Below are 25,420 nucleotides of genomic sequence, written 5' to 3' on the forward strand. Positions count from 1 at the left end.
CGACCGCGATACCCGTATGTGGAACATTCCTTGAGCTGAGACGGATACCAGACAGATACCTCTTTTTCCGCCGAGGTCAGCCAAGAGTTTGAGCGCGTGCAGCCTTATATTGGAGGCGCTGCGCGCTCCGTAACCAACTGCCTGGCGACAGCTCTTTCGCGATGTATCATGTACAGCCCTGCACTGATGATGACGGCAATACCAATCAGGCTAAGCGTGTTTGGGAAGTCACTAAAAACAAGATAGCCGAACAGGGTCGCCACCGGGAGTTCAAAGTACTGCAGAGGGGCCAATGTGACCGAAGGTGCAAACGAAAGCGCATAGGTCATCATCATATGGCTCGCGGTTGCAAAAAACCCAGCTCCCAGAAGCCACAACAACGCGATATCTGTCGGCCAAACGGGATCGAACAGATCAGAGCCGGAACCTTGCGCAACCATTAGGGCTGGAATGCAAAACAGGCTGGCAATCAGGCCGGTGTGGAATTGCAGGGCCACGGGGTGCATTCGGCGCGACAATCCCCGCGTCACAAGAATGTAGAAAGCAAAGGCAATTGCCGTGCCGAGCGGAATAATGGCAACCGCGCCAAATGCCGCGAAACTGGGTTGGATGACGAACAACACCCCAACAAACCCCACAAGTGCCGCCGCGACACGACGCGGGCCGACATCTTCGCCAAGATAAAACTTGCCGACCAACAAGACTATGAACGGGGCCACAAACACGATTGCCAACGCATCGGCAAGTGGCATCACACGGATTGCTGCAATGAAACAAAACGTCGCGAACAACAAGAGTAAAGAGCGGAATACGAGTACCATCAAATCACCTCGCGCCACACGCAACGACAGTCCCATAATCCAGACAAACGGCGCCATCAACGCGCATTGCACCACAAAGCGAGCAGCCGTAATCTGCCCAACTGGCACACTGGCCGATGCGAGTTTCGCAGCTACATCCAGCAAAGGAGCAGTCAGGCAAAATCCCAGCATCAGTGCAACACCGACAAGGATGCGATCTGTTGATTGAGGTATGGAATTAGGGGTGGTCATCCCATCATGTAGAAATATCGCCAAGTGAGTGTCTGTTCTTAATGCGACGCCAGGCAAAAGCCCCGATATTCCCGAGTTCAGTCCGAGTTGAAATTTGCACCCGCAGAGAATGGCAGCTTCAACGGGCCGCACCGCGGCAAAATAGGTAGTGGATCAACCGCAGGTGTGGGCCGTCCGTTTAACCAGTTGTTAGCGCGGCAGGGGCCCTTTCTGCAACGGCACCAGGTCCGTTGTGAGCCCAGAGTCAGCAATGCTGCACATTACTTGAATGTCCGGTATTCAAAGTGGCCAAGAACGTGTCAAATTCAAAGCAAGTTTTGCCCCAAGGGTTTGCGACACAAGAGTATTCAAAGATTTTGGTGATCAAGCGGCTCTGCAAGCGTTCAAAATCAACCGGGCCGGCAACTAGAAGCTGCCGGACTGTTATTGTGCTTTGCTCACTTGGTCAGAAGTCAACCTTTGCTGAGGATTTCTTCACCCAGGATTTGGATGACCTTCTGTCCATCTTCGCTGGCCCAGTTTACCGCGAGCTCAGACATGATCGCACTGGTGGTGATAAGCTCAACCCCGGCGCGTTCCATTCGCCGGAATGTCATCTCGTCAGTAAGCGCAGTGGGCGAACCTGATGCATCCACAATCGCATTGACGTCAAACCCTTCGGATTTCGCGATGATTGCGGGCGGAGCGAGACAGACATCGGTTGTGATGCCAGCCATCAGGAAATGCTTTCGCCCAGTGTTGCGGCATGCATCGGCGAAGGCAGGGTCGTCCCAGCAGTTCACAACACCAGGGCGCTTCACACGCGCCGCAAACGCTTCAGGTGCGATTTTTTCCAGGTCCGGCATTTACGGCCCCTGAATTTGATCCTCCATGCTGGAGGTGAAGACGATGGGCATGCCCAGATCAACCGCTGTTCGCGCTAGGGCACGAGTGTTGGCTTTGATAATTTCAATGTCGACAGAACGGGCCCAGTTCATGGTGCCGATCTGATGGTCGATCAGGATCATGCCCGCATTTTGCGGTGTGGCTTTTTCAGTCATAGCTTGTTCCTTTCTTAAGGGTGTGGTGATGAACGAGAGTGCTCAACGCTTATCCCGGGACCGACACTTTTGGTCGCGTACCCTGACTGCGATGGATGTTTAGGACCGCTTGGTCTGATGCCAGTTTCCTGATTATCCGGTCGACATTGCGGTATTCAGCGGTGGATTTTGGGAAGGCATAAGCCTAGTTTGCCATTGGGTAGAGAAGTGCATCCGCAACAGATTTTTCGCCACCAACCATTCAGCTTTTTCCGTCCAGATGTTGGTCAATGCGGGTAAGCGCCTTGTCGACCAAAAGCTGAGAGGCCTCGACAACATGCGCATGGTCCGCCTCGGAGGTTGTAAAGCGGCCAGGCGAGAAGTAAGGCCAGAAATAAGGGTGCAAGGTGGCTGACAAAAACAGCAACCACTGGTTCAGCTTGACGCGCTCTTCGGATCCGGTGGCTGGCCCAATGCCAGCATTTGGGAAGCGGTCGACACGATACACCAGAACCGCGCTGGCTTCGGACAAAGCCCGTCCTTCATCGACGAGCGTTGGCACAACGACTGAGGGATTGAGCTTTAGGTAAGCTGGCGTTTTCATCGCGGCGTAGTCGAGATGTTCAACTTCGTAGGGCTGACCGATCCACTCCAATGTGATGTGGACAGCGGTCGTGCATGTGCCGGGGGCGGAACAGAGTTTCATTATCCCGCCCTCAGCCAAAAGTGGACGCGGCAAGGTCAAATACCAACAACTCGGCTTCGGCGACGATTGATATTTCAACGGTGTTGACATCACGCAGTGCAAGCCCGTCACCTTTTTCGAGCTTCTGATCACCGGCATTTACTGAACCGCTGATCACAAAAACATAGACGCCGTTGCCGATTGTTTGGGGTCGATAGGTGATGCTTTGCGCATGTGTGAAGGAACCGTAGCATCATCGATGCATCCTGTTGAGCCACGAGCGCTCCATCTGCACCATCTGGAGCCAGAACCAATTCGAACAGATCCGTGTGGCTTGCCGAATTCAGCGTCTTTTTCAAGTAGGCAGGCGCAAGGTTATTGGCTCTGGGCCGAAACCAGATTTGCAAAGCCCGCATGGGATCGTTATCGGAGTTATTGATCTCGTTATGTACGATACCGGTTCCAGCGGTGATGACCTGTATACCCTTGGCTGCAAGGGTCCCCGTGTGTTCCGAGACGTTCGGGTCAATATGCAGAACTTCCCCATCCACCATGAAGGTAACGACTTCGATGTCCTTGTGCGGATGGAGACCAAATACCCCACCGTCTCATACTGTTACGCCAGGGCCGATGCGTTCGCCCTCTGGGACGGCTATATTGCCGAAATGACTGCATGAAGTTCACACGGTTCACTCTTCTCAGTCACGCGCAATCAAGTTGGCAATCACTCTGCTCATGTTTGTTTCAGGCAACCAGCGCCTGAATATGCATTCTCGTCAATCCGAACCAATAATGTGCGACACATCCAGATGGACCGTATTTTGACAGGAACCAACCGCAACCATTCTGTTGCCTCCGGCTTTGGAACACGCAAACAGTGCGTTCTACGCCCACAAACCGCCAATTTCATTTCTTGCGACCGTTGATGTCAGGAAAATGGCGATGATCCAGCCAGTCACGACGGCGACCGCCGTTCCGAGCCAGACGCCGGTTTCGCTGAAACCCAGAATCCCGATGAAAATCCAGACAAAGAATGCGACGCCAAAACCCTGACGATAGAGGCTGATCCAGACGGTCCAAATGGGTCTTTTGAGAGCCTGCAGCAAGGAGTTGATTGAAAACAGCATCATGTAGAAAGGCAGGATCAGGCTGTCGATACGCAGATAACTTACTCCGACACGAATGACCTCGGGGTCTGGTGTGAACAGCCGCATAAGCGGCGGACCCAAAAACCACAGGATCGGAATTGCGATCAAGGACATGACGAACCCTACGCGCCAGCAGTAGAACAACGATCCCCGCACCCGCTGGTGGTTGCGCGCGCCGAAATTCTGCGAAGCAATCGGCAGCAGAGCACCCGTGACACCCAGAATTGGTAACAGCATAACTTGCTCAAGCCTTATGGCGATGGCGTAACCGGCAATGGCATGTTCGCCAAACAGTTTTAGCGCGAATTGTATGACAAAGCTCGACAACAACATGATCATGAAAGAAAAGGCTGTTGGCAGAACCTGTACGGAAATCTCGCCGAACCGCGTCAGATGTGGCCAGAAATAGGCCGCGCGCATCCGCTTCATCCGCCGCCTGCGCAACACCTGCCGTATCAGAAAGATCATCACGCCGGTCTGACTGATGACCGTGGACAACGCGAGACCGTCAAAACCGATGCCGGGGATGATGCCGGGAATCCCATAAATCAATAGGGGATTCAGCAGGATATTTGCCAGAAACGCTACAATCAGTGCACGTTGCATGGATATTGCATCACCATGGGCCTGTAGGATTCCGTTACACCCATAGGCTACCAGGAAACCGGGCATTGCCATCAGCAACCAGTAGAAATAACGCAGGCCTGCATCGCGGTATACGCCCGGTTCGGACACCAGCCGGATTAGCAAAGGTCCGAACCACAGACCTGCCAACGCAAGCAGACACGATGCGATGACACCGTAGGCTATCCCCTGCGCTGCAAAGCGTCGGGCTGCTCGGTTGTCCCCAGCACCCAGCGCATTGCCGACCAGCGCGCTCATGGCGGCACCCAAACCCACGCCAATGGAAATTGATATGAAGAACGCTTGAAACCCAATGGCCAGCCCGGCCTGAGCGCTGGTCGACAGCAGTCCGGCAAAGAAGATGTCGACAATATTATAAAGCGTGCTGAACAGCATTCCGACCGCGCCAGGTATTGCCAGGGTCCGGAAATGACCCGAAATGGACCCGCGAGTCAGATCAAGGTCAAGTGCCTGAGCCATATCAGCAAGGTATCACGGGCGCTCGGCCTGGACGGTCAGAAATACGAACTTGGGGGTCAGAACGGCTTCGAATCCGTGATTGAGCTCTGCGTCCACGCTGATGGAGTCGCCTGCCGACAGGGTAAAGCGGGCCTCGCCGTATCGATAAACGGCTTCACCTTCAAGCGCCTGAACAAAGACAACGCCGTGTCCGACATAGGTTGGCGGAGGACCCCCCTCGCGCAAAAGGGTCACGCGGCGCGCCTGAAATCGCAGATCCTTACGTGAATGCAATGCCAGATTAACGTATTCGTGGCTATGACCGGCCGAGATACGCGTGGATTTCAACCCTTCTCCGTGACGTACAAGGGTATAGTCGGTGTGATCGGTTCGCGCCTCGCGGAACAGCGAGACAATTGGAACTTCAAGGGCCTCAGCCAGTGCGGTCAGCGTATCGATCGATGGGGATACCAGCCCGTTTTCGATCCGGCTTACCATCGCGGCAGATATACCGGACAGCTCGGCCAGTCGGCGTGCGGATTGCTTGCGGCTTTGGCGCAGTTCCTTCAGCGATGCGCCAATGGCTCGGTCGATCTGTTTTCCCGGCGGGTCACCCTGCATGATTTGTCCCATCACTCGCTGCCGTAATAGCCCACCACGTCGCCGTCAGTCGTTACGCCCAACCCGTTCAGCAACCGATTGGCATAATTGAAATAGCCCACGATCTGGTTGATTTCGAGAATTTCGCCATCCGCCCAACCTGCATTTTTTAGGGCGATGACATCGGCCTCGCCCATCTCACCGGGGAACAGTGTCAATTTCTCGGCGTAGACCAGCGCCTCCAACTGATTCCCTTCGAACGCATCCTGTGGTTTGCACGCCCTAAGCGCGGCTTCGATTTTGTCGGCGCGCGCATCATTGCCAATCAGGTGGCGCGCGTTGGCCCAGTGATTGGCGTAAGAATAGGGGCAATTGTTCAGGTTCGAAACGTAGGAGCTGATCACTTCCTGAAACCACATCGGGACCGTGTTCGCTTCATCATGCAAACAGGCCCGATACAAAATCACGTGCCCTTTCATAGTGTTGGGCCGAAGAGAGTGTACCCGCATGACGTTGTCCACAGTTCCGTGCGGTGTTCGCGCCAGATCCAGAGTGGCCTGCAACTGCGCATCGGCATCTTCGTCGGAGATCATCCTGATCCAGGCAGACATACGCGGTTCCTCCTTTGGTCATCAGCACAAATTTCGGTCAGTACCTGGTTCGGCACTGAGTTTTTTATTGACGAGTATTGCATGATAAGCAACCATATTAATCAGAGCGCAACGTATTTGAGGTATCATCGACCTTGTCTGACCGACCAAATCAGTCGCAGCGTCGGTTCGACACGGACCTTGTTGCCGCGCGACGCCCGTCGGCGGGGCAGGGGGATGACCTGTTCTGCACGCTGCCCGGCGCTCAATACCGCAACAGACAGCCAGGCATGGTGTCCCGAACCCAGATAGGCACAACATGACCCAAGCCACTCCGATGATCGAAGTGACCAATCTGGACAAGTACTACGGCACGTTCCATGCGCTGAAGGACATCGATCTGACGGTGCATCAGGGTGAAAAGGTTGTAATTTGCGGACCGTCCGGCTCTGGCAAGTCGACTTTGATCCGTTGCTTTAACGGATTGGAGTGGCACAATTCCGGCCGCCTCGTGATCGACGGAATCGAGGTCTTTGACGGTGCCAAGGAAATTCGCGAATTGCGGCAGGAAGTCGGTATGGTCTTTCAGCAGTTCAACCTGTTTCCGCATTTGACCGTGTTGGAGAATCTGACGATTGGCCCGATGAAAGTGCGTAAGATCTCCAAAGCGCAGGCTGAAGAGACAGCGCGGCAATATCTTGACCGTGTGCACATCCCGGAACAGGCCGACAAGTATCCGGCTCAGCTGTCCGGGGGTCAGCAGCAGCGCGTCGCGATTGCGCGATCATTATGCATGGAAACACGGATCATGCTGTTTGACGAACCCACCTCGGCGCTTGATCCAGAGATGATCAACGAAGTTCTGGACGTGATGGTCGAGCTGGCAGACACCGGCATGACCATGGTGGTCGTAACCCATGAGATGGGTTTCGCCCGCAAAGTTGCGGATACGATGGTCTTTATGGAAGCAGGCCGGATCGTAGAAATTTCACCGCCAGAACAGTTTTTCACCAACCCCTCCAGTGAGCGCTGCCGCTTGTTCCTGGATCAGATTTTGGCGCATTGACCGTGAGCGATCTGGGCATATCGGGCGCAAAAGGCCAGCCCTTGCCGAAGCCGCCCTTCCTCAAGCGGTTTTTCGACTCGGTGCTGGTGTCCATCGTAATCTATGCCCTGATCGTCGGTGCCATCGCCTATGGTGCCTATGTTGGCGCGCAAAGCATGGGGTATAACTGGCAATGGTATCGGGTACCGCAGTTCCTCTACCGCAATACGGAAGTTGGCTTTGAATGGGGACAGATTCCGATTGGCCTGGTCGCGACGGTCAAGTTGTCTGTAATCTCTTTTCTGCTGGCAACTGTGATTGGTCTTCTGATCGCCTTGCTTCGGTTGTCAGGCCTGGTCATCGGGTCTGCTGTCGCCATCGGTTTTCTGGAGTTGATCCGCAATATCCCACTGCTGGTTCTGCTGTATTTGTTCTACTACGTGCTCGGCCCGATTTTCGGTTTCGACCGTTACACGGCGAGTATCCTGACGCTGGCGGTATTCCACTCGGCGCTGATATCGGAAATCTTCCGGGCCGGGATCAACGCCATTCCCACCGGTCAATGGGAAGCGGCAAAATCCATCGGCATGACGCCGGCTCAGACCTACCGCTATATCATCCTGCCGCAATCGGTGCGCTTCATGCTGCCACCTATGACCGGAGAAGTCGTCCACCTGATCAAATCCTCGGCGATTGTCAGCGTGATCGCGGTGGCAGAGCTGACCACGTTCGGCCGCAACATCATTTCCGATACCTACATGAGTTTCGAAATCTGGTTCACCATCGCTCTGGTCTATCTGGTGGTGACCCTGATCCTGTCGATCGGCGTCAGCCATCTGGAGAAGAAATATGCCATCGACCAATAAAACTGAAAACTTTGTCGGACAACAAGGAGAACCAATATGAAGCTTTCCCGCAGATTGCTTGGCGTCGCCCTCGGCGCAGTCGTGGCGACCGGTGTGGCGACATCTGGCTGGGCGCAAAGCACAACGCAGGAACTGTCCCGCGAAAGTGTGATTGAAACCATCAAGCAGGACGGCGTGATCCGGATCGGTTTGTCGCTGTTTGTGCCATGGTCGATGCGCGACAAGAACGGCGACCTGATCGGGTTCGAACTGGATGTCGGGCGCAAACTGGCAAAAGACATGGGTGTTGAGGTTGAATTCGTACCCACCTCATGGGACGGGATTATCCCAGCACTGGTGTCGGGTAATTACGACGTCATCATTTCCGGCATGTCAGTGACCGCGCAACGGAACCTGACCGTGAACTTCACGGATCCCTATGCCTATTCGGGCCTGGCGATCATGGCGAATAAACAACTCACAGAAGGCATGACCATGGCGGATCTGAACTCGCCGGACGTGACCTTTACCGCCCGTCGCGGCGCGACGCCCGCGGTAGTTATTGCGGAAAACTTCCCCGAAGCGAATTTGCTGCTGTTTGATGAGGATGGCGCGTCCGCCCAGGAAGTTCTGAATGGTAACGCTCATGCGACCATGGCGGCGCAACCGACACCGAACCGCGAAGCCGGACGCAATCCGGAAACGCTGGTTGTCATCGAAGGTGACCTGTTCGATCCGCGCGGCGAGGGTTTTGCCCTGCGCAAGGGGGATCCGGACGCGATGAACTTTTTCAACAACTGGATTGCGCAGCAATGGCGCTCCGGTTGGCTGGAAGAGCGCCACAACTACTGGTTTGCCACCGAAGAGTGGGCGGACCAGGTTGCTCAGTAACTGAAATAACCGGGGGCGGCTTCGTCGCCCCCGACCCTGACGCGGAGCAGACCCAGTGCAAGACTTCCTGAAAAAACTCAGATGGCCAGACTACCTGATTGTGGCGGTTCTGATCGCGTTTTTCGGATATATCTGGCTGTCAATCGAAGGCACACTGAACTACAAGTGGCGGTGGGAACTAATCCCAGGCTATGTCGTCGGATGGCATTCTGGCCGTGAAGAGTATTTTCCGAATTTGTTGTTGCAGGGACTCGTGGCAACCATCCGTATCAGCCTGTATTCCGGAATTCTGGCCCTGATTTTGGGCACTGTTCTGGGTGTGGCACGATGCTCGGCCAACCTAACCATCCGGATGCTGGCGAGGACTTATCTGGAATTCCTACGCAACGTGCCGCCGGTTGTTGTCGTTTTTATCTTCTTTTTCTTCCTGTCCCAGCAACTGATCGATGCACTGAACCTGGAACGCTGGGCGCGCGGAATCGCGCGTCAGGACGATAATCAGGTCTGGGAGTTCTTTTTTGGCGATATGCGCCGGTTCCCATCTCTGGTTTCGGGTGTGGTCGTTTTGGCCCTGTTCGAAAGCGCGTTTGTCGGTGAGATCGTCCGTGCCGGTATCCAGTCGATCCCGAAAGGCCAACGTGAAGCCGCACGATCCATCGGCATGAGCCGCATACAGGAACTGCGCTACGTGGTGCTGCCGCAGGCGATGAAGAAGGTTGTGCCCCCTTTGGCCAACCAGTTTATCTCGCTGATCAAGGACAGCTCGATCCTGTCGCTGATATCGGTTCAGGAACTGACCTATAAAACAGTCGAACTTGTGGCGTCGTCCCGCATGATTTTCGAGGCTTGGATCGCGACTGCCGGGTTTTATTTTATCGTTTGTTTCGGCCTCAGCCGACTATTCGCCCGGCTCGAAAAGAAATCGGACAAGTGGTAGGATCGGTCTGAGCGCCTAAACCCTGATCTGCACGACGCCGTTTTCAACTCGTGTTTCGAACACTTTCATCGGGCGTGTGGCCGGCGCGGAAACAGCTTTTCCGTCGCGTACATCGAACGCGCCCTGATGCAACGGGCATTCGATGACGTGACCATCGAAATAGCCATCGCACAAATCCGCCCCACCATGATTGCACAATGCAAGTGAGGCATAGATGCCGCTGGGTGTATCGTAGACGGCAATGACACGCCGTCCAAATTCGACCCTCGTAACCCAGTTCTTTTCCAACCGGCCCGCCTCGATCACATCCTGCCAAGGTTTATCTCCGACCATGAGTCACACCTCCGCCTTTCGCTGTGGACTGTTTTTCAGAATCTGCCGCAGAATGTCGCGATGGGCGGCAAAGTAACCGCCCGGTTCGACAAAGATGTGATCCTTCAGCTTTTCATGCAGCCGGGGCAAAGCGTGGAACGGCACCGAAGCCACATAGTGGTGTTCGGCGTGATAGTTCATTTTCCAGCACAAAAAGGCCCACGGGGCTGAGACCAGATTGGTGCGCGTATTTTCCGACATTTGGGCCACGGTAGGCCGTCCGACATGTTCGGTCATTCGAACAAACCGCATGACCGGCTCGCCCAGAAACAACGGAATGATCCAGTACCAGATCAACCCCCACCAGCCTGTTACGGCCATGCCCAGAAATATGGCCGTGTAGATGGACAACATTCTGCGGGCATCGCGATACACGGCCTTATGTTCAACCTGGGGAATGAACCGCAGTTCAGTTTCGCTGAGACGTCCGCAAGCATGGCGGAAAAGCTCGATGAACTTCCCGCGCCAATAGGGGAGGGCAGATAGGTAGAGCAGATATTGCCCGAGCGTTTTAGGCAACGGGATCAACTCGGGGTCTTCTCCGGTCAGCTGTGTGTAAGTGTGGTGGTCGCAATGTTCGTAGCGAAAGAACCGATGGGGCAGAATGATAATCAGTCCGCAAATCTGGCCAACCAGATCATTCAGCCAACGGGTGCGAAAAACGGTGTAATGCACGCATTCGTGCTGCAGGGAAAAGTGATGGACGAGCACGATGCCTTGCAAGAACATCGCTGGCCAGATCAGCCAGCTGTTCCAGGCCAGAGTAACAAGAGTGGTTGTGCAGATCAGTACCAGAACCCAAAGCGCCAAATGGCGCAAGCCGGGGCCGTTTGACCGTTGTAGGAATCCTTTCAACTCTTCGCGCGTCAGCTTACCTTCGGCCAAGGCCTGAGTCAGGGGCGTAACAATTGCTTTTGACATGTGATTTCCACAAGATTTGCCAGAGCGGGGGCCGCGCCCACATCGCATTTCTGGCACCGGAGACGGGAGTGCTCCGCACCATAGGGCACTATCTGCTGAGCCCTATTGCCAACAGGTTATCGCGACGCGGGGCGTTCGATCAAGACAGAAAGCTCAACTGGCGCTGCGTAGGCCGATATCTGTGTCGGGGCTGACAAACAGACCTGCAGCGCAAGGATACCGCTTTAGTATACTGGCCCCACCGGGCAGTCGATCAGCGTGAAAAACACCGTTGTCCCAATAAGTTATGCCGTCTATCACAATCGTCGGATCAAATACGTTCCAGCTGATCTCGCCCGGTGCGTAGGCGCCACAAGTGTGAAAGTGCAGGATACGTGGATTGCCGAAGGCAGCTCCGCCCCAACGCTCATAATTGTCGCGCATGTCCCAGGGATATCCGCAGCCGGGATGAATGCCAGCATGCCAGGAATGTACAAAGTTACGGTCAATGCCGAACCGCTTGGCGACCCGGTCGTAATGGGCTTCGGCGCGGGCAGTGTCAGTTGGATTACCTTCGAAACCGGTCAGGCGCCCGTTGTTCATGTGGGCAAATACCGGGCAGTCAAACTCGATCGTATATTCGTCATAGTACTTTGAGCCGGTGCCCGTTAGAAAGCTCAGCGCCACCCGGCCGGAAAAGCTGTGTGCAGGAACCGGGGTGAAGACGGACATGGGAAAGCGCAGGATCGATGTATCGCCGTCCGGCTTCAGGTTCATTTCCGGACGCCCACGGACGTCTGTACCCAGAGGGCAGGTAAAGTGCACGTCCTGCGCCGTGTGTAGGACCGCGTTGATCCCGGCCTTGAGTTCCAGGAAGGCGTCGTGGTGGCCGTTCGAAAAACCTGAACCAAACAGTTCACGGCTCAGGGCAAAGCTGACGATGATCTTTTTGCCCTGCGGCATGTCCGAGAACCGTAGCTGATCCCCTAAACGGGCCAGAAACAAAATAATGTCGGCGGTTTCAAACCGCGCAAGCAGGTCGGGGGACAGGTGCGGGTTGCCGGGGTTGAACCCCACATCCACCGTGTCAACGGACAGCCCCATCGATCGGGCAACGCCCGAAACGATAGCAACACTATCCGCGTCAAAGTAACCGAATTCCGGAGGCTCATAAGCAATTAACAACCGGTCCCCGGCCGTCGCACGGGCACAGTTCATCAATAGGTTCCGCGCACCGCGCTCAGGCGTGATGTCCGACATTCGCGTCTCCTACGGGTTCACTCATCTATTAATCTGGCCGGACTCTGGCACCCAATCTATTTGAAAGTGATTATGAGTGGCATTAGGGTGACTAATATGATCCTGAATCTGCCCTATTCCGCCCTGCGCGCCTTTGAGGCAGTGGTCCGCCATTCCGGGTTTTCCCCTGCCGCAACCGAACTGGGGGTCAGCCAAAGCGCGGTCAGCCAGCATGTGCGCGCGCTTGAGGAATGGCTGGGCCGCGATTTGCTGGTCCGCGGCGCGCGCCAATCGCGCCCGAACCGCGAAGGAGAGCTTCTGGCGCTGGCTATATCCGAAGGGTTGGGGCGTATCTCGGACGTATGCACCCAACTGAGGGACAAGACACGTACCGATCGGACCATCGTGATCTCATGCCTGCCGGGGTTTGCATTCAACTGGCTGTTTCCACGGCTATTAAAATTTGATCTTGCCCATCCGGACCTGTCGATATCCATCGCGACTGACACCGGGCAATATCCGTTTTCGCGCGCGGATGCCGATATCGGGATTCGCTATGGGTTGGGGGAGTACCCGGGCTATCAAGTCGATTTGTTGATGACCGAGCAGCTGTTTCCGGTCTGCGCGCCGACCTTGTTGCCAGACCTGCGCAAGGTCGAGGATCTGGTTCGGCATACGCTTCTGGTAGACGAAAACCAGCACCATGGCTCAGCCAGCCCGACCTGGGACTTCTGGGCGCGTCAATGCGGTTTGACCTTACCCCCGGTTGAGCGAACCCGGAGATTGGGGCAGTCCAATATGGTCATTCAGGCTGCCACCGAAGGTCTGGGCGTGGCGCTCGGGCGCGAGCCTTTGGTCATCGATATGCTGTGCGACGGGCGTCTGGTTCGCCCTTTCCGCGAAATGACACAATCGCCCTTGTCCTATTGGCTTGTGCGCCCGCACGAGACCAAAGATAGTAAAAAGGTCATTGAGTTTTTGACCTGGATACGCGCCGAGATCGCTTCGCAGCCTGAGGTTCCGCCTCCGGCTGAGACGTGAAATTAGTCAGGCTAATACAAACCATTACCAATCCGGCATGGCGCAGGGGTGTTCTGCTGCTCATACTAGCATGAGCCATCTGACGATTTGGAGAGCATTTCAATGTTTCTGAGGAACTGCTGGTACGTCGCCGCCTGGAGCAAAGATATCGGTCGCGAATTGCGCGCCGAGACGTTTCTGGGTGAGAATATCGTACTCTATCGCCAGCAGGATGGCACGCCTGCCGCGCTGGAGGATGCCTGTCCCCATCGCAAACTGCCTCTGTCCAAAGGCAATCTGATCGGTGACGTGGTGGAGTGCGGGTATCACGGCCTGAAATTCGACTGCGCCGGGAAATGCACTGACAGCCCGACCCAGCGCGGCATGACACCCCGCCGGGCGGTTGTGAAATCCTATCCCGTGATAGACCGGTATCGGTTCCTCTGGATCTGGATGGGAGACCCGGAGCTGGCCGATCCCGACAAGATCTTCCCGATTGAGAATTTCGACGATTCAAGCTGGGGCAAAACCGATGGCGGTGTGATGGACATCGACTGCCACTACCTGTGGGTCTGTGACAACCTGCTGGACCCCAGCCATGTAGCCTGGGTTCATGTGTCGTCCTTTGCGGGCGCTGGCACGGATGAAGAGCCCTTGAATGTCGAAAGAACCGATCGCGGCGTCATCGTCTCGCGCTGGATCGAAAACAAGCCACCATCGCCCTATTACGCCAAACTCGTCGCGTTCGAAGGAGAGTGCGACCGCTTGCAGCATTATGAAATGTGCCTGCCCGCCATCGGGTTGAACAAGTCCGTCTATACCCCGGTCGGGACGGGCGGATACGACAAACCTACGGTGGCAGAGACCTTCATCAACATCTCCTACAATTTCATGACCCCGATCGACGAGGACCGGACCCGATATTTCTGGTTCCAGCACCGCAATTCCGACCCCGACAATGCGGAGGTATCGAAATTCATGAATGACGGCGCTCGAATGGCTTTTCTTGAAGACAAGGAAGTTCTGGAGCAGGTCCATCTGGGCATGAAGAACGCAACGACGCCGCATATCGATCTGGGTCTGGACGCGGGTGCCAAACTGTTCCGCAAGACGCTTGGCCGGGCGATTGAAGCCGAAGCCACTCTGGTGGACGTCGCCGTCCGGGCCTGAAGGCGCGAGGGACCGATTACGTCACGTCCCGCTGGGTCTAACTTTCAAGGGAAATGCCAAACCGGGGGCCGTTTCCTTGCCTCGGTTCGAACCCACAGGCCAGATACACGGCTTGCGCATCGGAATTGTCGGGGTGCGTGCCGACCATCATGTAGCTGCAAGACAAGTCGCGCGCTTTTTGCTTTGAGCATTCGATCAACTGACGTCCGATGCCCATGTCACGGAAGTCCTGTTCGATATAAAGATGATGCATGTCGATACCCCGGCGGCCCAGCTGTAATTGGATCAACGGGCACAGAGAGGCATATCCCACGATGTCGTCGCCCACTTCCGCAACCAGCACATGGATCCAGGGGGGTGTGCCAAAGGCATCCCGCTCCAGCGCTTTGGTGTTCACCTGCGGATTGTCTCCATGGTGGGCGGCCAATGCGCGTACCATCGACAGCAGCCGGGGAATGTCGCGCTTATCAGCGTCGCGTATGTGCACATTGTGATCTGTTTGTTTCATCGTTTCCTCCTGTCCAAGCCACAGAAGCGAAAAGAAAAATGCCGCACTGTGGCGGCACTTTTTGACTGAACATCATCGACCGCTCCGGTTAGGGGCAGGGGTAATACGAACCGAATTTCAGGGTCATGATCTTCATGCCGGAAACATGCGCCATGGTATATCGAAAGGTCAAGGCGTGACCCCCCTTTGCAACCCAATTTCTGATGTGATGAGGGCTGAGGTCAGCCCCCATCCGTTCTCAGGCTGCCTTGTATATCATCGGAAACCGACCTCCGGCAAAGGCGTCACCGGGGCGCAGGCTGTCATCGTGCAGCCATTCGGTGACCGCATCGCGCGGCTCATAGGTTGCGCCTTCGACTGCAAACCGGATCGCGTAGCCGCGCCTGAGACGGGTCGACGTCCGGTTTCCCATCGCCGAATGCACGGTCATCCCGTCAAAGGCCAGCGCATCGCCTGGCTCCATCAGAGGATAGTGAAATATGTCGTAATCAGACCGGTTGGCTTCAAAATCGGGCATGTCGACATAGTCTGGGTTGCCTTCTTCCAGATAGTGCAGGAAAGCCCCGAGCTGATCGGTTTTGAACGGCCGGTATTTTGCCCCCCAGGCATGTGAGCCGCGCACAAATTCCAGCGCCCCATTGTCGGGGTCCACAGGGTCCAAAGCAATCCACATGGTCATGATCGGCCCTGCAACCGGCCAGTATGGCTGATCGGTATGCCAGCCGGTCTGGGTCTTTGTCCCCGGTTCCTTGGCAAAGATCTGGTCGTAGATCAGCGAGGTCCATGGGCTGCCCGCCACCTCGGCCACGCGCTGTCCGATATCCGAGGTCAGGCAATAGTCCTGAAACACTCCCGGATGCTCGCGCATGTTCTTATAGGCAAAGTACCGATCACCCTTGGCGGTTTCGTCATCCACTGCCTGGCGCAACTTGGCCAGCCAGTCTTGTGAGAGAACACCTTTGAGCAGCACGACACCGTCGCGCGCATAGATGTCCTGAACTGTATTCAGATCTGGTGTAAGTGTCATGTAACGTCCATTTCCGTCGCCTCATCATTTGAGGCGGTTGCAGAAAGCGGGCACATCGTGCCCGGGTTTTTTCGGCGCTACTGGACGGGTGAGCTTCGGCAGTTGATGATAAAGCAGGGCCAAAGCGATCGGGCTGACCATTTGCCAGCAAGGCGTCGACGGAACTGTGTAACGCGACCACGCATGGCTTCACCTTTCGCATGTAACTTACCCCAAATTTTTGCGCGGGCATAGGGCGGGTACTGGCGCGGGACCTGTTGCAAGCTTCTGGCGAGTAACGCACACACCTTTGTTAACTGAATGACTGCCGGATTTATGGCTTTGGCAGGTTTTTCCTTGATTGCAGCAAGGAGCTGTAAAAGTGGAATTCTAGCGGTCAGTTCATGCGTGTAATCTCGCCAAATATAGAAAGCATCGGCGCGGATGTGTCGATGCGAGGCTTTAGTTCGACCCTTCAAACCCCTGAGCCGGGGCAGGTCGGACATGTTCGACGTGACGCTTCGCTGTAACGACATCACACAACCAGCAACCTGACAAAGCCGACGGGATAGTGTAGACGCGGGCAGTTTGTTTCGCTCGATCGCATTGGTTGGCCTTCAACTCAATCGAAGATGCCGAAATCCGACGCACCTGTGTCGCAAATTCTAACAGGATGTGCGCTCTGACCGACGGTCCCACCCCGCCAAATTTGGTTTCTTCCGCAGATCATCACGGTTCCGGATCATTCCAAAGGAGGAGACCCATATGTCTGCGAATGAAGACAACATACGGCAGCCCGGCTTGGTGCTGGCGCTTGTGCCGATAGTGCTAACCCTGTGTGTGCTTGGGCTGCAGCTGTTCTATTTCGGCGACTTTACCCCGCACATCCCGCTGGCGTTCGGGATCGCGATCACTGGTATCGTTGGCCTTATGTTGGGTCACAAATGGCCCAGCATCGAAGAAGGCGTGTTCCACGTCATCAATATCTCGCTGCCGTCGGTCTCGATACTGATCACTGTTGGCATGATCATCGGTGTGTGGATCGCAAGCGGTACTGTCCCAACGCTGATCTATTATGGTCTCAAGATATTGTCGCCTGAGCTTTTCCTTGCTGCGGGAATGGTCCTTTGCTCCATTGTCTCTGTGTCATTGGGCACCTCGTGGGGAACGACTGGCACGGTCGGCCTGGCCCTGATGGGGATCGGTGCCGGGTTCGGTATTCCAATGTATTGGACGGCGGGGGCGGTGGTCTCAGGCGCATTCTTTGGAGACAAGATCTCGCCTTTGTCGGACACGACAAACCTGGCCCCAGCGGTGACAGGGACCAATCTGTTCGATCACATTCGAAATATGCTTCCAACGACAGTTCCTTCGATGCTGATTGCGCTGGTGATTTACTTTGTCGTCGGATTCACCCTGATCGACACGTCTCAGGTTTCTTTTGACCGCATTCACGCAATCACAACGGCGCTGGACGACGCGTTCTGGATTTCCCCAATCATGCTGTTTCCCGCTGTTCTGGTCATCGTGCTGGCAGTTATGAAGCAACCTCCGATCCCGTCACTGTTTGCCGGGGCCGTCGCGGGCGGCATCATGGCTATCTTCTGCCAGGGGGCCGGATTACATGAGACGTTCACCTTCGCCAACAGCGGCTACTCGATCGATACCGGGGTTCCGGAGATCGACCCCCTGCTGAACCGCGGAGGCATTCAATCGATGATGTGGACGATCTCACTGGTGCTGCTGGCCCTGGGTTTCGGCGGAGCGCTTGAACGCGTGGGCTGCCTTCAGGCAATCATCAAAGTTGTCATCTCGAAGGTGAAGACATTTGCCGGCATTCAGACCTCGGCCATTCTGACATCTGTCGCCACCAATACCGTTGCAGGTGACCCTTACCTGTCGATTGCGCTGCCGGGCCGGATGTACGCGCCCGTCTATCGCGCGATGGGCTATTCCCCGCTGAACCTGTCCCGGGCAGTCGAGGAGGGCGGAACACTGGTGTCCCCTCTGATCCCCTGGAATGCCGGTGGTGCGTTCGTAATCACTGCACTTGGCTTGGGTATCGCGGACGGGAACTTCGAAAACCTGCTGTATATTCCGCTCGCATTTGCTTGCTGGCTGTCACCTGTCATCGGTATCATCTATGCCATGACAGGGCTCTTCTCACCAAAAGCGAGCGAAGAAGAGATCCGCTCCTGGGAGGAAAGCGGTGAGCCTGTTGCGCAGATGAGCGCCTGACCGTTCTGCACCAACACCATAAGGGGTGTTGGTGCTCTTTATCCGCCTTGGTCGAAACTGGGAGGAGAGAATATGAACCCTAGAAATTTTGTCCCTAAAGGCGCGGCCAGCTATCGCGTTGTCTACAACGGGCCAGCTAAGGAGATCTATTTCCTGTTGCTCCCAAAGCTGACCATGCTGGCCTTTAGCGCTGCGGTGGAACCTCTGAGGATCGCCAATCAGGTTACAAACAAGGAGCTGTACAAGTGGTTTCTGATCACCGAGGACGGGAACCCGGTCACCTGTTCGAATGGGATTGAGATTACGCCTGATTTCGCTTTGCAAAATCTGCCGCGATCATCGCGCCTGTTCGTTTGTTCAGGTATTGAACCAGCCGAAAGTACAAACCCTAAAGTCCTGTCGTGGATCAGCCGACAGAGAACCTTTGGCTGTGATCTGGGTGGTATTTGCACGGGCGCTTTTGCCCTTGCGAAAGCCGGGGTTCTGTCAGGAAAAAGGTTCACTTTGCATTGGGAAAACCACCCGGCATTCGTCGAACATTTTGTTGATTTGGAGCCATCGGCAAACCTGTATGAGATCGACAACGAACTTATGACATGTGGTGGTGGCAATGCCGCAACTGACATGATGCTGGACATGATCGAATCCGACTTCGGAAACGACCTGGCGGTCATCGTATCGGACATGTGCATCCACTTTCGGTCCAACAATAGCAAAACGCTTCAGAAATCAGCCTTCTCGGTGGCCTTGGGCAGTCGCAACCAATATCTGATCAATGCCATGCAGATCATGCATGAAAACCTGGAAGAGCCGTTGGATATCTCTGAAATAGCAGAAGCCGTACAGATATCTCGTCGTCAGCTGGAGCGTCTTTTCCAAAAGTATGTCGAGATTTCACCTGTGCAGTTCTACATCGAACTGCGCGTCGCGAGGGCTTACGCATTGCTCAGCGAAACCGAGATGACGGTTGCCGAAATCGCGGCAGCCACAGGCTTTAGCAGCGCTACCCAACTTACTGTGAGATTCAAAAAACGCTACGGCGGGGCGCCAACTTCGTTCAGACGGGGGTGGTCTGAAAAACGTGAGTAACTTGCGACTGACAAGGGTCAGAAATTGCGACTTCTGAACTATTGAAATAAATTCGCAGGAGCTAACCAAAGTCCGTTTTGACAACCTTGCACCTTCGGTATGGCAATTGCCCGCCAAATACCTGTCAGACATCTCATAACCGCAAACAATCTGGGTCAGGCCCTGTTTGTTTCTTGTAACGGGTGTACTTCACGGTGTGCACAAGACCCTAAACGCCTGAGTTCCTAGCCTTGTGTGTCGGGGGTGTGCACTGACAAACCTTCGAGTGCGGCAGTGACCCTGACCTGACAGGACAGGCGCGAGCGGTGGTCGGTGGGCGCGGCCGCGAAATCCAGCATATCGGCCTCGTTCGGGTCCTGCGCGCCCACCCTGTCCACCCAGGCGTCGTCGATATAGACATGGCAGGTGGCGCAAGCACAGGCGCCGCCGCAATCTGCGGCTATAGCATCGATCCCCGCATCCCGGGCGCCCTCCATAAGCGACCGGCCCTCGGCAACTTCGATATCCCGAGACGTTCCGGTGTGATCGGTAAAAGTGATTTTGGGCATTGCGAAGTCCTAATGTCAGTTGGAGTGTTTGAGGGTATCCTGCACCCATTGTGCGGTATCGAGCAGCCGGGCATCGGCGCCGCGCGGCGCGATCAGTTGAATGCCCAGCGGCAGGCCATTCGGAGCTTTGCCAAAGGGAATGGCGAAGGACGGCACCTGCAACAGGTTCCACATGCGTGAAAACAGCGGATCGCCAGTAGCTTCCAAACCTGCGGGGGCCGGTCCGGGCGCTGAAGGCACCAGCAAGGCGTCGGTATCCTCAAACAGTTGATCCAGAATGGCATTCGCTCGGTCGCGTACGGCCAGCGCCTGTTGGTATTCGCCCTCGCTAACCTGCTGGCCGGCTTCAATCAGGGCGTGGAACTGGGGGCTGATGGCAGGGACGCCAAGATCGAATTCTTGGTGGCGCAGGCATGCGGCCTCGTAGCTCATGACCGTGTTATGGGCTGCCGTTAGTTCGGTAAAGACCGGTGGATGGGCCATCTCGCCAGCCTCAGCCCCGGCGTCGGCGATTGCGGACAGTGCACGGGAGCAGGCGTCGCGCATTTCAATCGAGCCATCCATCCAGTGCGGCCCGCGCATCAGGCTGATGCGCGGCAGGTTGTCTTCGAAACAGGGCACTGATGGTGGATCGACCCCACGCAGGACCGCATCCGTCAGCGCCAGATCGGCCGGATCGCGTGCCAGTACACCCAGCGTGTCCAGGCTGTGCGACAGGCCCATGACACCCTCCAGCGGATAGCTGTTGATGGTGGGGCGAAAGCCGCAGACGCCGCAATAGGCCGCAGGCCGGATCAGCGAGGCCGCCGTTTGTGAGCCAAAGGCCAGAGGCACCATGAAATCTGCCACCGCCGCGGCGGAACCCGATGAGGACCCGCCCGGCGTATGCGCCGGGTTATGCGGATTGGCGGTCTTGCCGGGGCGGAAATAGGCGAATTCGGTGGTCACCGTCTTGCCAACGGGTATCGCGCCCGCGTTCAGAAACGCCTGCACACAGATGGCGGTCCGATCCGGCTGACGATCCCGGTACAGATCGCTACCCCAGCCGGTCGGCATGTCATCGGTGTCGATAATGTCCTTGATGGCAAAAGGCACGCCATGAAGCGGGCCGCCGATGGGGAGAGTGTCGGCGATCCGGGCTCGCTCCATGGCGCGGTCCGCATCCAGATGCTGAAAGGCCCCGACAATGGGTTCCCTCAGCGCGATGCGATCCAGATGCGCCTGCATGACCTCGGATGGTTTGGCCTCGCCCGCCCGGATCAGACCGGCAAGTTCGGTGACGCTGCGATGGTTCAGATCGCTCATGCATCCAACGCTTTCATGGCCGCGGCGAACGGGGTAACGGGCATATCGTAGATGCCGCCGCCCAGCCTGCCTGCTTCGCCCAGACGGTCCAGAATGCCCAGACCGATCACCGGACCCGATCCCTGCGCCACCGCACCGCGCGCCGTCGAGCCCAATCGGATGTCAAGCGCGCGGAAATAGGGGTGTGCGCCAACCGACAGGCCCGATGCGCGCGCCTCGGCATTGTCGGGCAAAAATGCGCCCACACTCTTTTTCTGCTCGGGGCTATGCTCAATCGCCATAGCACCCAGACCGAAGGCTTCGACAACCGCGCTGTCGCCGATGGCGCCCAGAGCGCGATCTTCGGGCAGATCGACATCGAAATTGCCTCGCGGCGGGCTGGCAGGGGTAGTGAACCACTTTCCGGGCAGGCCGGCGATCTGAATGCCAACCTCGCGCCCGTTGCCGCCCGCTGCGGTGACAAAGCTCGACCCTTCGACCCCTTCGGCCAGCTTCATCATGATTTTGGTCGCTGCCATCCACAGGTTGAGGAACAGGGATGGCGAAGTCGCCATGAACTCCAGCGCGTTGTCGTCGCTGATGCCGTTGGGCGTCCGGTCCTTCAACTCTTCGACCAGTGCTTGTGTGGCAACCGGGGTACGCCCGTGACAGTCATCACCGCCCACCAGACCGACAACCGCCAGCGGCACCAATGCGATACCTTCGGCAATGCCGCCCTGCAACACGTCCAGAAAGCGGGTGTTGAGCCAGCGGATATGCTCCAGCACCGCCTCAGACCGCAGCCCCAGCCGCATCGCAGGGCGCGACCCGGCATTGATCGGAGTGAATATCCGCGTCTGCCCGCGCCACGCGTCATAAATCGTGTGCAAAGGCATGTTGGCCGAGACCACAGCAGCCAGAGGCGTGACCACATCGTGATCCTGCGCCGGTTGCAGCACGATCTCGCCGGACAAGATCATCGCCTCAGCCTGATCGAAGTCGCGCGCCAGGCCTTCCCAAACAGCGGCCACACAGGCCGAGTTCAGGATCGGGGCGGTGATCTGATCCGGCGCGGCAAAGGCAGGGCCTGCGTGCAGCAGAACGTTATCCGGCAGGTTCACCGCGTCGGCGGCGGTGTTGAAACGGTTCCAGACCGGTTGCGTCACCATCGCCCTGTCAAATGCCAGTTGATCGGCTTGATGCAGGCTCATGACACCTCCGGCGGGATGATCCAGGTTTCCGAGAAGTAAAGAAAGGCGCTGGTGGTTTCGTACCCGGCCTGCACTCTTGTCCCCAGCTTTCCGGGCAGGGGGCGGCCGTTGACGATGATCTGCGCCGCATGCGCGGGCACCAGCAGCGAGAACATGTTTTGCTCACCCGAGGCCACCTCGTGCGGCGAAAGCTCCAACGCACGGGGTTTCTCCAGATCTTCCCAAACCAGTTCCACGGTCAGGCCGGGACCCGCGATGGTTTCCGTGTAGCGATGGCTCATCGGATCGCCGCCCGCCCGAACCGCCTGCGCGCCGACCTCGGGCAAACTCGCATAGGCGGGCGCATTGGCAAAAGCGGCCAGCTTGCTGATGAAGTTTTCCCTCAGAAACGCCGTGACGTCGGGATTATCGGACAGGATGACATTGGGGGCATCGGCTGTGCCCTCAACCGTACCGGGCGAGCCCAGCAGCAACAGGACCTGCCCCTGACCCACAGGGGACCAGGCCACGCGGAAAAACAGCGCCATGGCCGAAAACTCGCCATTCTCGTCGCACAGCAGAATGCCGGGGTTTTCGCCGGTCCAGTCGACGGCGCCCGGCGTGATTGGTTCGTTCAGGGGCATCAGACGTCCTCCCGCAGGGTGACCCATGTTTCGGAAAAGGCCAGAAAGGCGGTGCTCATGGTTCGGCCAAAAAATTGGCGATCCGCCACCTGACCGGGCAACGCGGTTCCGTTGACCCTGACCTGCGCCGCCCTGGCTTCGAGGAACACCGAATACATCTCGTGTTCCTTGGTGGCCGAATTTTCCTTGGTGACTTCAACCGGCAGGGGCGGGCCCATGTTCTGCCAGATCATCTCGAGCGTCACCCCCGATCCGCGCAGGGTTTCGGAATAGCGTGTTTTCAGATCGCCGGGGCGCTTTTCCACGCTGTCGCAATCCAACCAGGTCATCGCAGCCAGACCCGCCTTGCCGATGAACGTCGGCATCTTGGTCACCCAGCCGTCGACGATCCAGCGCATCATGCGCTGGTTGTCAGTCATGATCAGGTTGGGCACATGCGGCCAGCCGCGCGCCTCGTCCGGGGCGCCCAGCACGATGGCCGCGTGGCCGCGCCCATATGGTGATAAAACCACGCGGAAAAACAGTGCCAGAGTATCGTAGTGGTCCTGACCCGGGTTCTGTTTCAGGTAGATACCCGGGTTCTCCCCAGACCAGTCGACCCGGCCGGGGTTGTGGGGGATGCGTGTGCTCATACCCAGCTTGCCTCGTATTCCTTAAGCGCGGTTTCGATGAAATCACGCCGTTCCTGGCCTTGCAGGTGATCGCCGGATTTGAGGATCTCGGCCACCTTGAACGACACCTCCTTTTGCAGGGCGCCGTCATCGCGGCCTTCCTGCAGCGGGATTTTCAGAACTGTATCGCCGGCATAAGTCGGAATGACCTTGCCTTGGAAATTATCTGTAGGCTGCGTTGGGCTTTCACCCTTTTGCAGGGCGCGTACCGCGTTGCGCAGCATCCGGCGCGCCTTGGCCACGCCGCGGTCGGTGAAGGACAGGTTCTCGCGGGCATGTATGTTGATCGGTCCCTGGCTGACCCAGGCATCGTAATCGCCCGGATCGCGCTGGCGCATCTCGTAGGGGCGATCAGGCCCCTGACCGTAGAAATCGGTTTTGCCAAAACCCACCTCGTCACGGTTGGTCATGCCGCGCGGGTCGTCGTTGAAGCTCGGGTCGCGGAAGTGACGCCATGCGATGACCATGGTGTTGGTGTCATCTATCGGCGTGATCCAGCGGGTCAGCCCACCCCGGCCAAAATAACGCGACCGATCCGGGATCGGGAAGTGCCCGCCATTCTGGGTGAACGAGGGCAGCATGTGATCATGCACCCGGACCCAGATGAAATCGCCGTCCCGGCGCACATTGGTGTAAAAGTCGCCGGTCTGACTGTCGTGAAACTCGATCATCGGCATATGGGCGAAGGCTTCGTGAAACTGTACCCGCGCTGCCTTGGTGTGCAGATAGACTACATGGAACGGGTCCCAGGCGTTTTCCATCACCTGCAACCAGTTGCAGGGCGATTTGATCAGGTAGGGCACCAGTTCATCCCCGGTGTCATCGAAGGTGTCCATCACCGGGAAGGGCGGCATGACGTCTTTCGGCCCCAGATAGGCAAAGGCCAGCCCCTTATATTCAATAACCGGATAGGCGCCCAAACAGGCCTTTTTCTTGACCTGAGACGCGGGCGGTTCGCACGGCGTTTCCAGAACCGTGCCGTCCAGCCCGTATTTCCAACCATGGTACGAGCAGCGGATACCGCCCTCTTCGATGATGCCGAATTCGAGGCTCATGTTGCGGTGACAACAGTGCAGATGCGTACAGCCCAGCTTACCTTCCTTCTTTTCACGGAACAGGATCAGATCCTCGCCCAGAATGCGGATGCGATAGGGCAGATCACCGATCTGATCAGTCATCGCCACCGGCATCCAGAACCGGCGCAGATACTCACCACAAGGCGTGCCGGGACCAACCTCGGTCAGTTCCGGATCGTATCCTTGCGACCATACCGATTGCTGATCGTGACCGCGAAAATTTCCCTGGGGAATTGCAAACGGGTCCGTGTCAACTGGCTTGTTCATCTTAGTCCTCCCTACGTCTTAAAACTCATGCGCGCTTCTGGCGTGTTGGTGGCAGTGTCAGCGCCCGGCCTCATTCCGGCAACGCGGCAGAGGTAGCCTGCACGTGTTGAACACTATGAGCATCATCGCCCATCTTGATCGCGCGATCAGGTAGACGACTGGAAACCCAGGACCTGAGGAACACGCCCTGCGACGCAGCCACCAGTGAAATGCTGATTGCAATTGGTGGAACAGGCAGAATCCACCAGTTCTTGAACATCTTCCCTCCCCTTTGGCAGGACACCCGAAAACACTCACCTGCCC

29 protein-coding genes and 1 pseudogene are annotated in these 25,420 nt (G+C 56.7%); 9 read left to right on the plus strand and 21 right to left on the minus strand.

Annotated features, from left to right (window positions below):
• Positions 1-104 precede the first annotated feature (104 nt).
• From GOX66_RS20530 to GOX66_RS26365, 6 genes and pseudogenes are all read right to left on the minus strand, one after another.
• Positions 105-1,052, minus strand: coding sequence for a DMT family transporter (locus GOX66_RS20530; protein WP_336509510.1), 948 nt, complete (start codon positions 1,050-1,052; stop codon positions 105-107).
• A gap of 452 nt (positions 1,053-1,504) precedes the next feature.
• Positions 1,505-1,897, minus strand: coding sequence for an isochorismatase family protein (locus GOX66_RS20535; protein WP_214652711.1), 393 nt, complete (start codon positions 1,895-1,897; stop codon positions 1,505-1,507).
• Positions 1,898-2,092, minus strand: coding sequence for a cysteine hydrolase family protein (locus GOX66_RS25655; RefSeq protein ID WP_214652714.1), 195 nt, complete (start codon positions 2,090-2,092; stop codon positions 1,898-1,900).
• 241 nt (positions 2,093-2,333) lie between these two features.
• Positions 2,334-2,777, minus strand: coding sequence for a glutathione S-transferase family protein (locus GOX66_RS20540; protein ID WP_170765030.1), 444 nt, complete (start codon positions 2,775-2,777; stop codon positions 2,334-2,336).
• A gap of 10 nt (positions 2,778-2,787) precedes the next feature.
• Positions 2,788-2,988 (minus strand): annotated as a pseudogene (locus GOX66_RS26360) (pirin family protein); the annotation flags it as partial.
• Positions 2,906-3,310, minus strand: a complete 405-nt coding sequence (locus GOX66_RS26365) for a pirin family protein (protein WP_170765125.1) — start codon at positions 3,308-3,310, stop codon at positions 2,906-2,908. The pseudogene GOX66_RS26360 and the gene GOX66_RS26365, both read right to left, overlap by 83 nt.
• Between GOX66_RS26365 and GOX66_RS20555 the strand changes: the two genes are divergently transcribed.
• Positions 3,203-3,433 (plus strand): hypothetical protein, encoded by a 231-nt coding sequence (locus GOX66_RS20555; RefSeq protein ID WP_170765032.1) that lies wholly within the window; start codon positions 3,203-3,205, stop codon positions 3,431-3,433. The genes GOX66_RS26365 and GOX66_RS20555 overlap by 108 nt on opposite strands.
• Before the next feature lie 207 nt (positions 3,434-3,640).
• Here the strand turns inward: GOX66_RS20555 and GOX66_RS20560 are convergent, their stop codons facing one another.
• Genes GOX66_RS20560 through GOX66_RS20570 form a run of 3 tightly spaced genes read right to left on the minus strand, consistent with a single transcriptional unit; the run spans position 3,641 to position 6,198 of the window.
• Positions 3,641-5,008, minus strand: coding sequence for an MATE family efflux transporter (locus GOX66_RS20560; RefSeq protein WP_170765034.1), 1,368 nt, complete (start codon positions 5,006-5,008; stop codon positions 3,641-3,643).
• Positions 5,009-5,020: 12 nt separating this feature from the next.
• Positions 5,021-5,620 (minus strand): helix-turn-helix domain-containing protein, encoded by a 600-nt coding sequence (locus tag GOX66_RS20565; RefSeq protein WP_237212701.1) that lies wholly within the window; start codon positions 5,618-5,620, stop codon positions 5,021-5,023.
• Positions 5,620-6,198, minus strand: a complete 579-nt coding sequence (locus tag GOX66_RS20570) for a carboxymuconolactone decarboxylase family protein (protein WP_170765037.1) — start codon at positions 6,196-6,198, stop codon at positions 5,620-5,622. Before GOX66_RS20570 ends, GOX66_RS20565 begins: the two co-directional genes overlap by 1 nt.
• Positions 6,199-6,496: 298 nt before the next feature.
• On the opposite strand from GOX66_RS20570, the gene GOX66_RS20575 reads away from it, so the two are divergent.
• From GOX66_RS20575 to GOX66_RS20590, 4 genes are read left to right on the plus strand one after another with little or no spacing between them, the layout of a single operon-like run.
• Entirely contained in the window at positions 6,497-7,243 is a 747-nt protein-coding gene (locus tag GOX66_RS20575) for an amino acid ABC transporter ATP-binding protein (protein ID WP_272871537.1), read from the plus strand.
• Positions 7,244-7,245: 2 nt separating this feature from the next.
• Positions 7,246-8,088, plus strand: a complete 843-nt coding sequence (locus GOX66_RS20580; protein WP_170765039.1) for an ABC transporter permease subunit — start codon at positions 7,246-7,248, stop codon at positions 8,086-8,088.
• Positions 8,089-8,124: 36 nt separating this feature from the next.
• A complete protein-coding gene (locus GOX66_RS20585) occupies positions 8,125-8,958 on the plus strand; it encodes a transporter substrate-binding domain-containing protein (protein WP_170765041.1) in 834 nt (277 codons plus the stop codon).
• Positions 8,959-9,013: 55 nt separating this feature from the next.
• Positions 9,014-9,895, plus strand: a complete 882-nt coding sequence (locus tag GOX66_RS20590) for an ABC transporter permease subunit (RefSeq protein ID WP_170765043.1) — start codon at positions 9,014-9,016, stop codon at positions 9,893-9,895.
• A 15-nt stretch (positions 9,896-9,910) separates the two neighbouring features.
• On the opposite strand, the gene GOX66_RS20595 is transcribed toward GOX66_RS20590, so the two are convergent.
• The 3 genes from GOX66_RS20595 to GOX66_RS20605 all read right to left on the minus strand — a co-directional run bounded on the left by GOX66_RS20595 (position 9,911) and on the right by GOX66_RS20605 (position 12,427).
• Positions 9,911-10,228, minus strand: coding sequence for a non-heme iron oxygenase ferredoxin subunit (locus tag GOX66_RS20595; RefSeq protein WP_170765045.1), 318 nt, complete (start codon positions 10,226-10,228; stop codon positions 9,911-9,913).
• A 3-nt stretch (positions 10,229-10,231) separates the two neighbouring features.
• Positions 10,232-11,188, minus strand: coding sequence for a fatty acid desaturase family protein (locus GOX66_RS20600; RefSeq protein ID WP_170765048.1), 957 nt, complete (start codon positions 11,186-11,188; stop codon positions 10,232-10,234).
• 153 nt (positions 11,189-11,341) lie between these two features.
• The gene (locus tag GOX66_RS20605) at positions 11,342-12,427 is read right to left on the minus strand and encodes a hypothetical protein (RefSeq protein ID WP_170765049.1); all 1,086 of its coding nucleotides are present in this window, start codon (positions 12,425-12,427) and stop codon (positions 11,342-11,344) included.
• Positions 12,428-12,523: 96 nt separating this feature from the next.
• On the opposite strand from GOX66_RS20605, the gene GOX66_RS20610 reads away from it, so the two are divergent.
• Complete coding sequence (locus GOX66_RS20610) at positions 12,524-13,447, plus strand: LysR substrate-binding domain-containing protein (protein WP_170765051.1); 924 nt, start codon at positions 12,524-12,526, stop codon at positions 13,445-13,447.
• Positions 13,448-13,549: 102 nt separating this feature from the next.
• A complete protein-coding gene (locus GOX66_RS20615; protein ID WP_170765053.1) occupies positions 13,550-14,596 on the plus strand; it encodes an aromatic ring-hydroxylating dioxygenase subunit alpha in 1,047 nt (348 codons plus the stop codon).
• Between the two features lie 37 nt (positions 14,597-14,633).
• Here GOX66_RS20615 and GOX66_RS20620 read toward each other — a convergent pair whose 3' ends face one another.
• Positions 14,634-15,104 (minus strand): GNAT family N-acetyltransferase, encoded by a 471-nt coding sequence (locus tag GOX66_RS20620; RefSeq protein ID WP_170765056.1) that lies wholly within the window; start codon positions 15,102-15,104, stop codon positions 14,634-14,636.
• A gap of 238 nt (positions 15,105-15,342) precedes the next feature.
• Positions 15,343-16,131, minus strand: coding sequence for a phytanoyl-CoA dioxygenase family protein (locus GOX66_RS20625; RefSeq protein ID WP_170765058.1), 789 nt, complete (start codon positions 16,129-16,131; stop codon positions 15,343-15,345).
• A gap of 744 nt (positions 16,132-16,875) precedes the next feature.
• Here GOX66_RS20625 and nhaC point away from each other — a divergent pair.
• Together nhaC and GOX66_RS20635 are read left to right on the plus strand one after the other, a co-directional pair.
• Positions 16,876-18,348 (plus strand): Na+/H+ antiporter NhaC, encoded by a 1,473-nt coding sequence (nhaC, locus tag GOX66_RS20630; protein WP_170765060.1) that lies wholly within the window; start codon positions 16,876-16,878, stop codon positions 18,346-18,348.
• 72 nt (positions 18,349-18,420) lie between these two features.
• Complete coding sequence (locus GOX66_RS20635; RefSeq protein ID WP_170765062.1) at positions 18,421-19,437, plus strand: GlxA family transcriptional regulator; 1,017 nt, start codon at positions 18,421-18,423, stop codon at positions 19,435-19,437.
• Between the two features lie 224 nt (positions 19,438-19,661).
• On the opposite strand, the gene GOX66_RS20640 is transcribed toward GOX66_RS20635, so the two are convergent.
• From GOX66_RS20640 to GOX66_RS20670, 7 genes are all read right to left on the minus strand, one after another.
• Entirely contained in the window at positions 19,662-19,985 is a 324-nt protein-coding gene (locus tag GOX66_RS20640; protein ID WP_170765064.1) for a 2Fe-2S iron-sulfur cluster-binding protein, read from the minus strand.
• 15 nt (positions 19,986-20,000) lie between these two features.
• The gene (locus tag GOX66_RS20645; protein ID WP_170765066.1) at positions 20,001-21,290 is read right to left on the minus strand and encodes an amidase; all 1,290 of its coding nucleotides are present in this window, start codon (positions 21,288-21,290) and stop codon (positions 20,001-20,003) included.
• On the minus strand, positions 21,287-22,480 hold the full coding sequence (locus GOX66_RS20650) for a YlbE family protein (RefSeq protein ID WP_170765067.1): 1,194 nt from the start codon (positions 22,478-22,480) through the stop codon (positions 21,287-21,289). The genes GOX66_RS20645 and GOX66_RS20650 overlap by 4 nt, the downstream gene beginning before the upstream one ends.
• The gene (locus GOX66_RS20655) at positions 22,477-23,103 is read right to left on the minus strand and encodes a hypothetical protein (RefSeq protein ID WP_170765068.1); all 627 of its coding nucleotides are present in this window, start codon (positions 23,101-23,103) and stop codon (positions 22,477-22,479) included. The genes GOX66_RS20650 and GOX66_RS20655 overlap by 4 nt, the downstream gene beginning before the upstream one ends.
• On the minus strand, positions 23,103-23,735 hold the full coding sequence (locus tag GOX66_RS20660) for a hypothetical protein (RefSeq protein ID WP_170765069.1): 633 nt from the start codon (positions 23,733-23,735) through the stop codon (positions 23,103-23,105). Before GOX66_RS20660 ends, GOX66_RS20655 begins: the two co-directional genes overlap by 1 nt.
• A complete protein-coding gene (locus GOX66_RS20665) occupies positions 23,732-25,117 on the minus strand; it encodes an aromatic ring-hydroxylating dioxygenase subunit alpha (protein ID WP_170765070.1) in 1,386 nt (461 codons plus the stop codon). Before GOX66_RS20665 ends, GOX66_RS20660 begins: the two co-directional genes overlap by 4 nt.
• Positions 25,118-25,187: 70 nt before the next feature.
• Positions 25,188-25,376: a hypothetical protein gene (locus GOX66_RS20670; RefSeq protein ID WP_170765071.1), complete on the minus strand. Its 189-nt coding sequence runs from the start codon at positions 25,374-25,376 to the stop codon at positions 25,188-25,190.
• Between the last annotated feature and the right edge of the window lie 44 nt (positions 25,377-25,420).

Source organism: Ruegeria lacuscaerulensis (assembly GCF_013031245.1).
Classification (GTDB): Bacteria; Pseudomonadota; Alphaproteobacteria; order Rhodobacterales; family Rhodobacteraceae; genus Ruegeria; species Ruegeria lacuscaerulensis_C.

What these genes read in the sequence shown, in the direction of transcription:
- GOX66_RS20625 (WP_170765058.1), bottom strand. Translation starts at nt 16,131, where the DNA reads ATGACACTTACACCAGATCTGAATACAGTTCAGGACATCTATGCGCGC.
- GOX66_RS20610 (WP_170765051.1), top strand. Translation starts at nt 12,524, where the DNA reads ATGATCCTGAATCTGCCCTATTCCGCCCTGCGCGCCTTTGAGGCAGTG.
- GOX66_RS20565 (WP_237212701.1), bottom strand. Translation starts at nt 5,620, where the DNA reads ATGGGACAAATCATGCAGGGTGACCCGCCGGGAAAACAGATCGACCGA.
- nhaC (WP_170765060.1), top strand. Translation starts at nt 16,876, where the DNA reads ATGTCTGCGAATGAAGACAACATACGGCAGCCCGGCTTGGTGCTGGCG.
- GOX66_RS20640 (WP_170765064.1), bottom strand. Translation starts at nt 19,985, where the DNA reads ATGCCCAAAATCACTTTTACCGATCACACCGGAACGTCTCGGGATATC.
- GOX66_RS20585 (WP_170765041.1), top strand. Translation starts at nt 8,125, where the DNA reads ATGAAGCTTTCCCGCAGATTGCTTGGCGTCGCCCTCGGCGCAGTCGTG.
- GOX66_RS20560 (WP_170765034.1), bottom strand. Translation starts at nt 5,008, where the DNA reads ATGGCTCAGGCACTTGACCTTGATCTGACTCGCGGGTCCATTTCGGGT.
- GOX66_RS20615 (WP_170765053.1), top strand. Translation starts at nt 13,550, where the DNA reads ATGTTTCTGAGGAACTGCTGGTACGTCGCCGCCTGGAGCAAAGATATC.
- GOX66_RS25655 (WP_214652714.1), bottom strand. Translation starts at nt 2,092, where the DNA reads ATGACTGAAAAAGCCACACCGCAAAATGCGGGCATGATCCTGATCGAC.
- GOX66_RS20670 (WP_170765071.1), bottom strand. Translation starts at nt 25,376, where the DNA reads ATGTTCAAGAACTGGTGGATTCTGCCTGTTCCACCAATTGCAATCAGC.
- GOX66_RS20645 (WP_170765066.1), bottom strand. Translation starts at nt 21,290, where the DNA reads ATGAGCGATCTGAACCATCGCAGCGTCACCGAACTTGCCGGTCTGATC.
- GOX66_RS20600 (WP_170765048.1), bottom strand. Translation starts at nt 11,188, where the DNA reads ATGTCAAAAGCAATTGTTACGCCCCTGACTCAGGCCTTGGCCGAAGGT.
- GOX66_RS20535 (WP_214652711.1), bottom strand. Translation starts at nt 1,897, where the DNA reads ATGCCGGACCTGGAAAAAATCGCACCTGAAGCGTTTGCGGCGCGTGTG.
- GOX66_RS20575 (WP_272871537.1), top strand. Translation starts at nt 6,497, where the DNA reads ATGACCCAAGCCACTCCGATGATCGAAGTGACCAATCTGGACAAGTAC.
- GOX66_RS20530 (WP_336509510.1), bottom strand. Translation starts at nt 1,052, where the DNA reads ATGACCACCCCTAATTCCATACCTCAATCAACAGATCGCATCCTTGTC.
- GOX66_RS20665 (WP_170765070.1), bottom strand. Translation starts at nt 25,117, where the DNA reads ATGAACAAGCCAGTTGACACGGACCCGTTTGCAATTCCCCAGGGAAAT.
- GOX66_RS20635 (WP_170765062.1), top strand. Translation starts at nt 18,421, where the DNA reads ATGAACCCTAGAAATTTTGTCCCTAAAGGCGCGGCCAGCTATCGCGTT.
- GOX66_RS20660 (WP_170765069.1), bottom strand. Translation starts at nt 23,735, where the DNA reads ATGAGCACACGCATCCCCCACAACCCCGGCCGGGTCGACTGGTCTGGG.
- GOX66_RS20655 (WP_170765068.1), bottom strand. Translation starts at nt 23,103, where the DNA reads ATGCCCCTGAACGAACCAATCACGCCGGGCGCCGTCGACTGGACCGGC.
- GOX66_RS20605 (WP_170765049.1), bottom strand. Translation starts at nt 12,427, where the DNA reads ATGTCGGACATCACGCCTGAGCGCGGTGCGCGGAACCTATTGATGAAC.
- GOX66_RS20650 (WP_170765067.1), bottom strand. Translation starts at nt 22,480, where the DNA reads ATGAGCCTGCATCAAGCCGATCAACTGGCATTTGACAGGGCGATGGTG.
- GOX66_RS20570 (WP_170765037.1), bottom strand. Translation starts at nt 6,198, where the DNA reads ATGTCTGCCTGGATCAGGATGATCTCCGACGAAGATGCCGATGCGCAG.
- GOX66_RS20595 (WP_170765045.1), bottom strand. Translation starts at nt 10,228, where the DNA reads ATGGTCGGAGATAAACCTTGGCAGGATGTGATCGAGGCGGGCCGGTTG.
- GOX66_RS20540 (WP_170765030.1), bottom strand. Translation starts at nt 2,777, where the DNA reads ATGAAACTCTGTTCCGCCCCCGGCACATGCACGACCGCTGTCCACATC.
- GOX66_RS26365 (WP_170765125.1), bottom strand. Translation starts at nt 3,310, where the DNA reads ATGGTGGATGGGGAAGTTCTGCATATTGACCCGAACGTCTCGGAACAC.
- GOX66_RS20620 (WP_170765056.1), bottom strand. Translation starts at nt 15,104, where the DNA reads ATGAAACAAACAGATCACAATGTGCACATACGCGACGCTGATAAGCGC.
- GOX66_RS20555 (WP_170765032.1), top strand. Translation starts at nt 3,203, where the DNA reads ATGTACGATACCGGTTCCAGCGGTGATGACCTGTATACCCTTGGCTGC.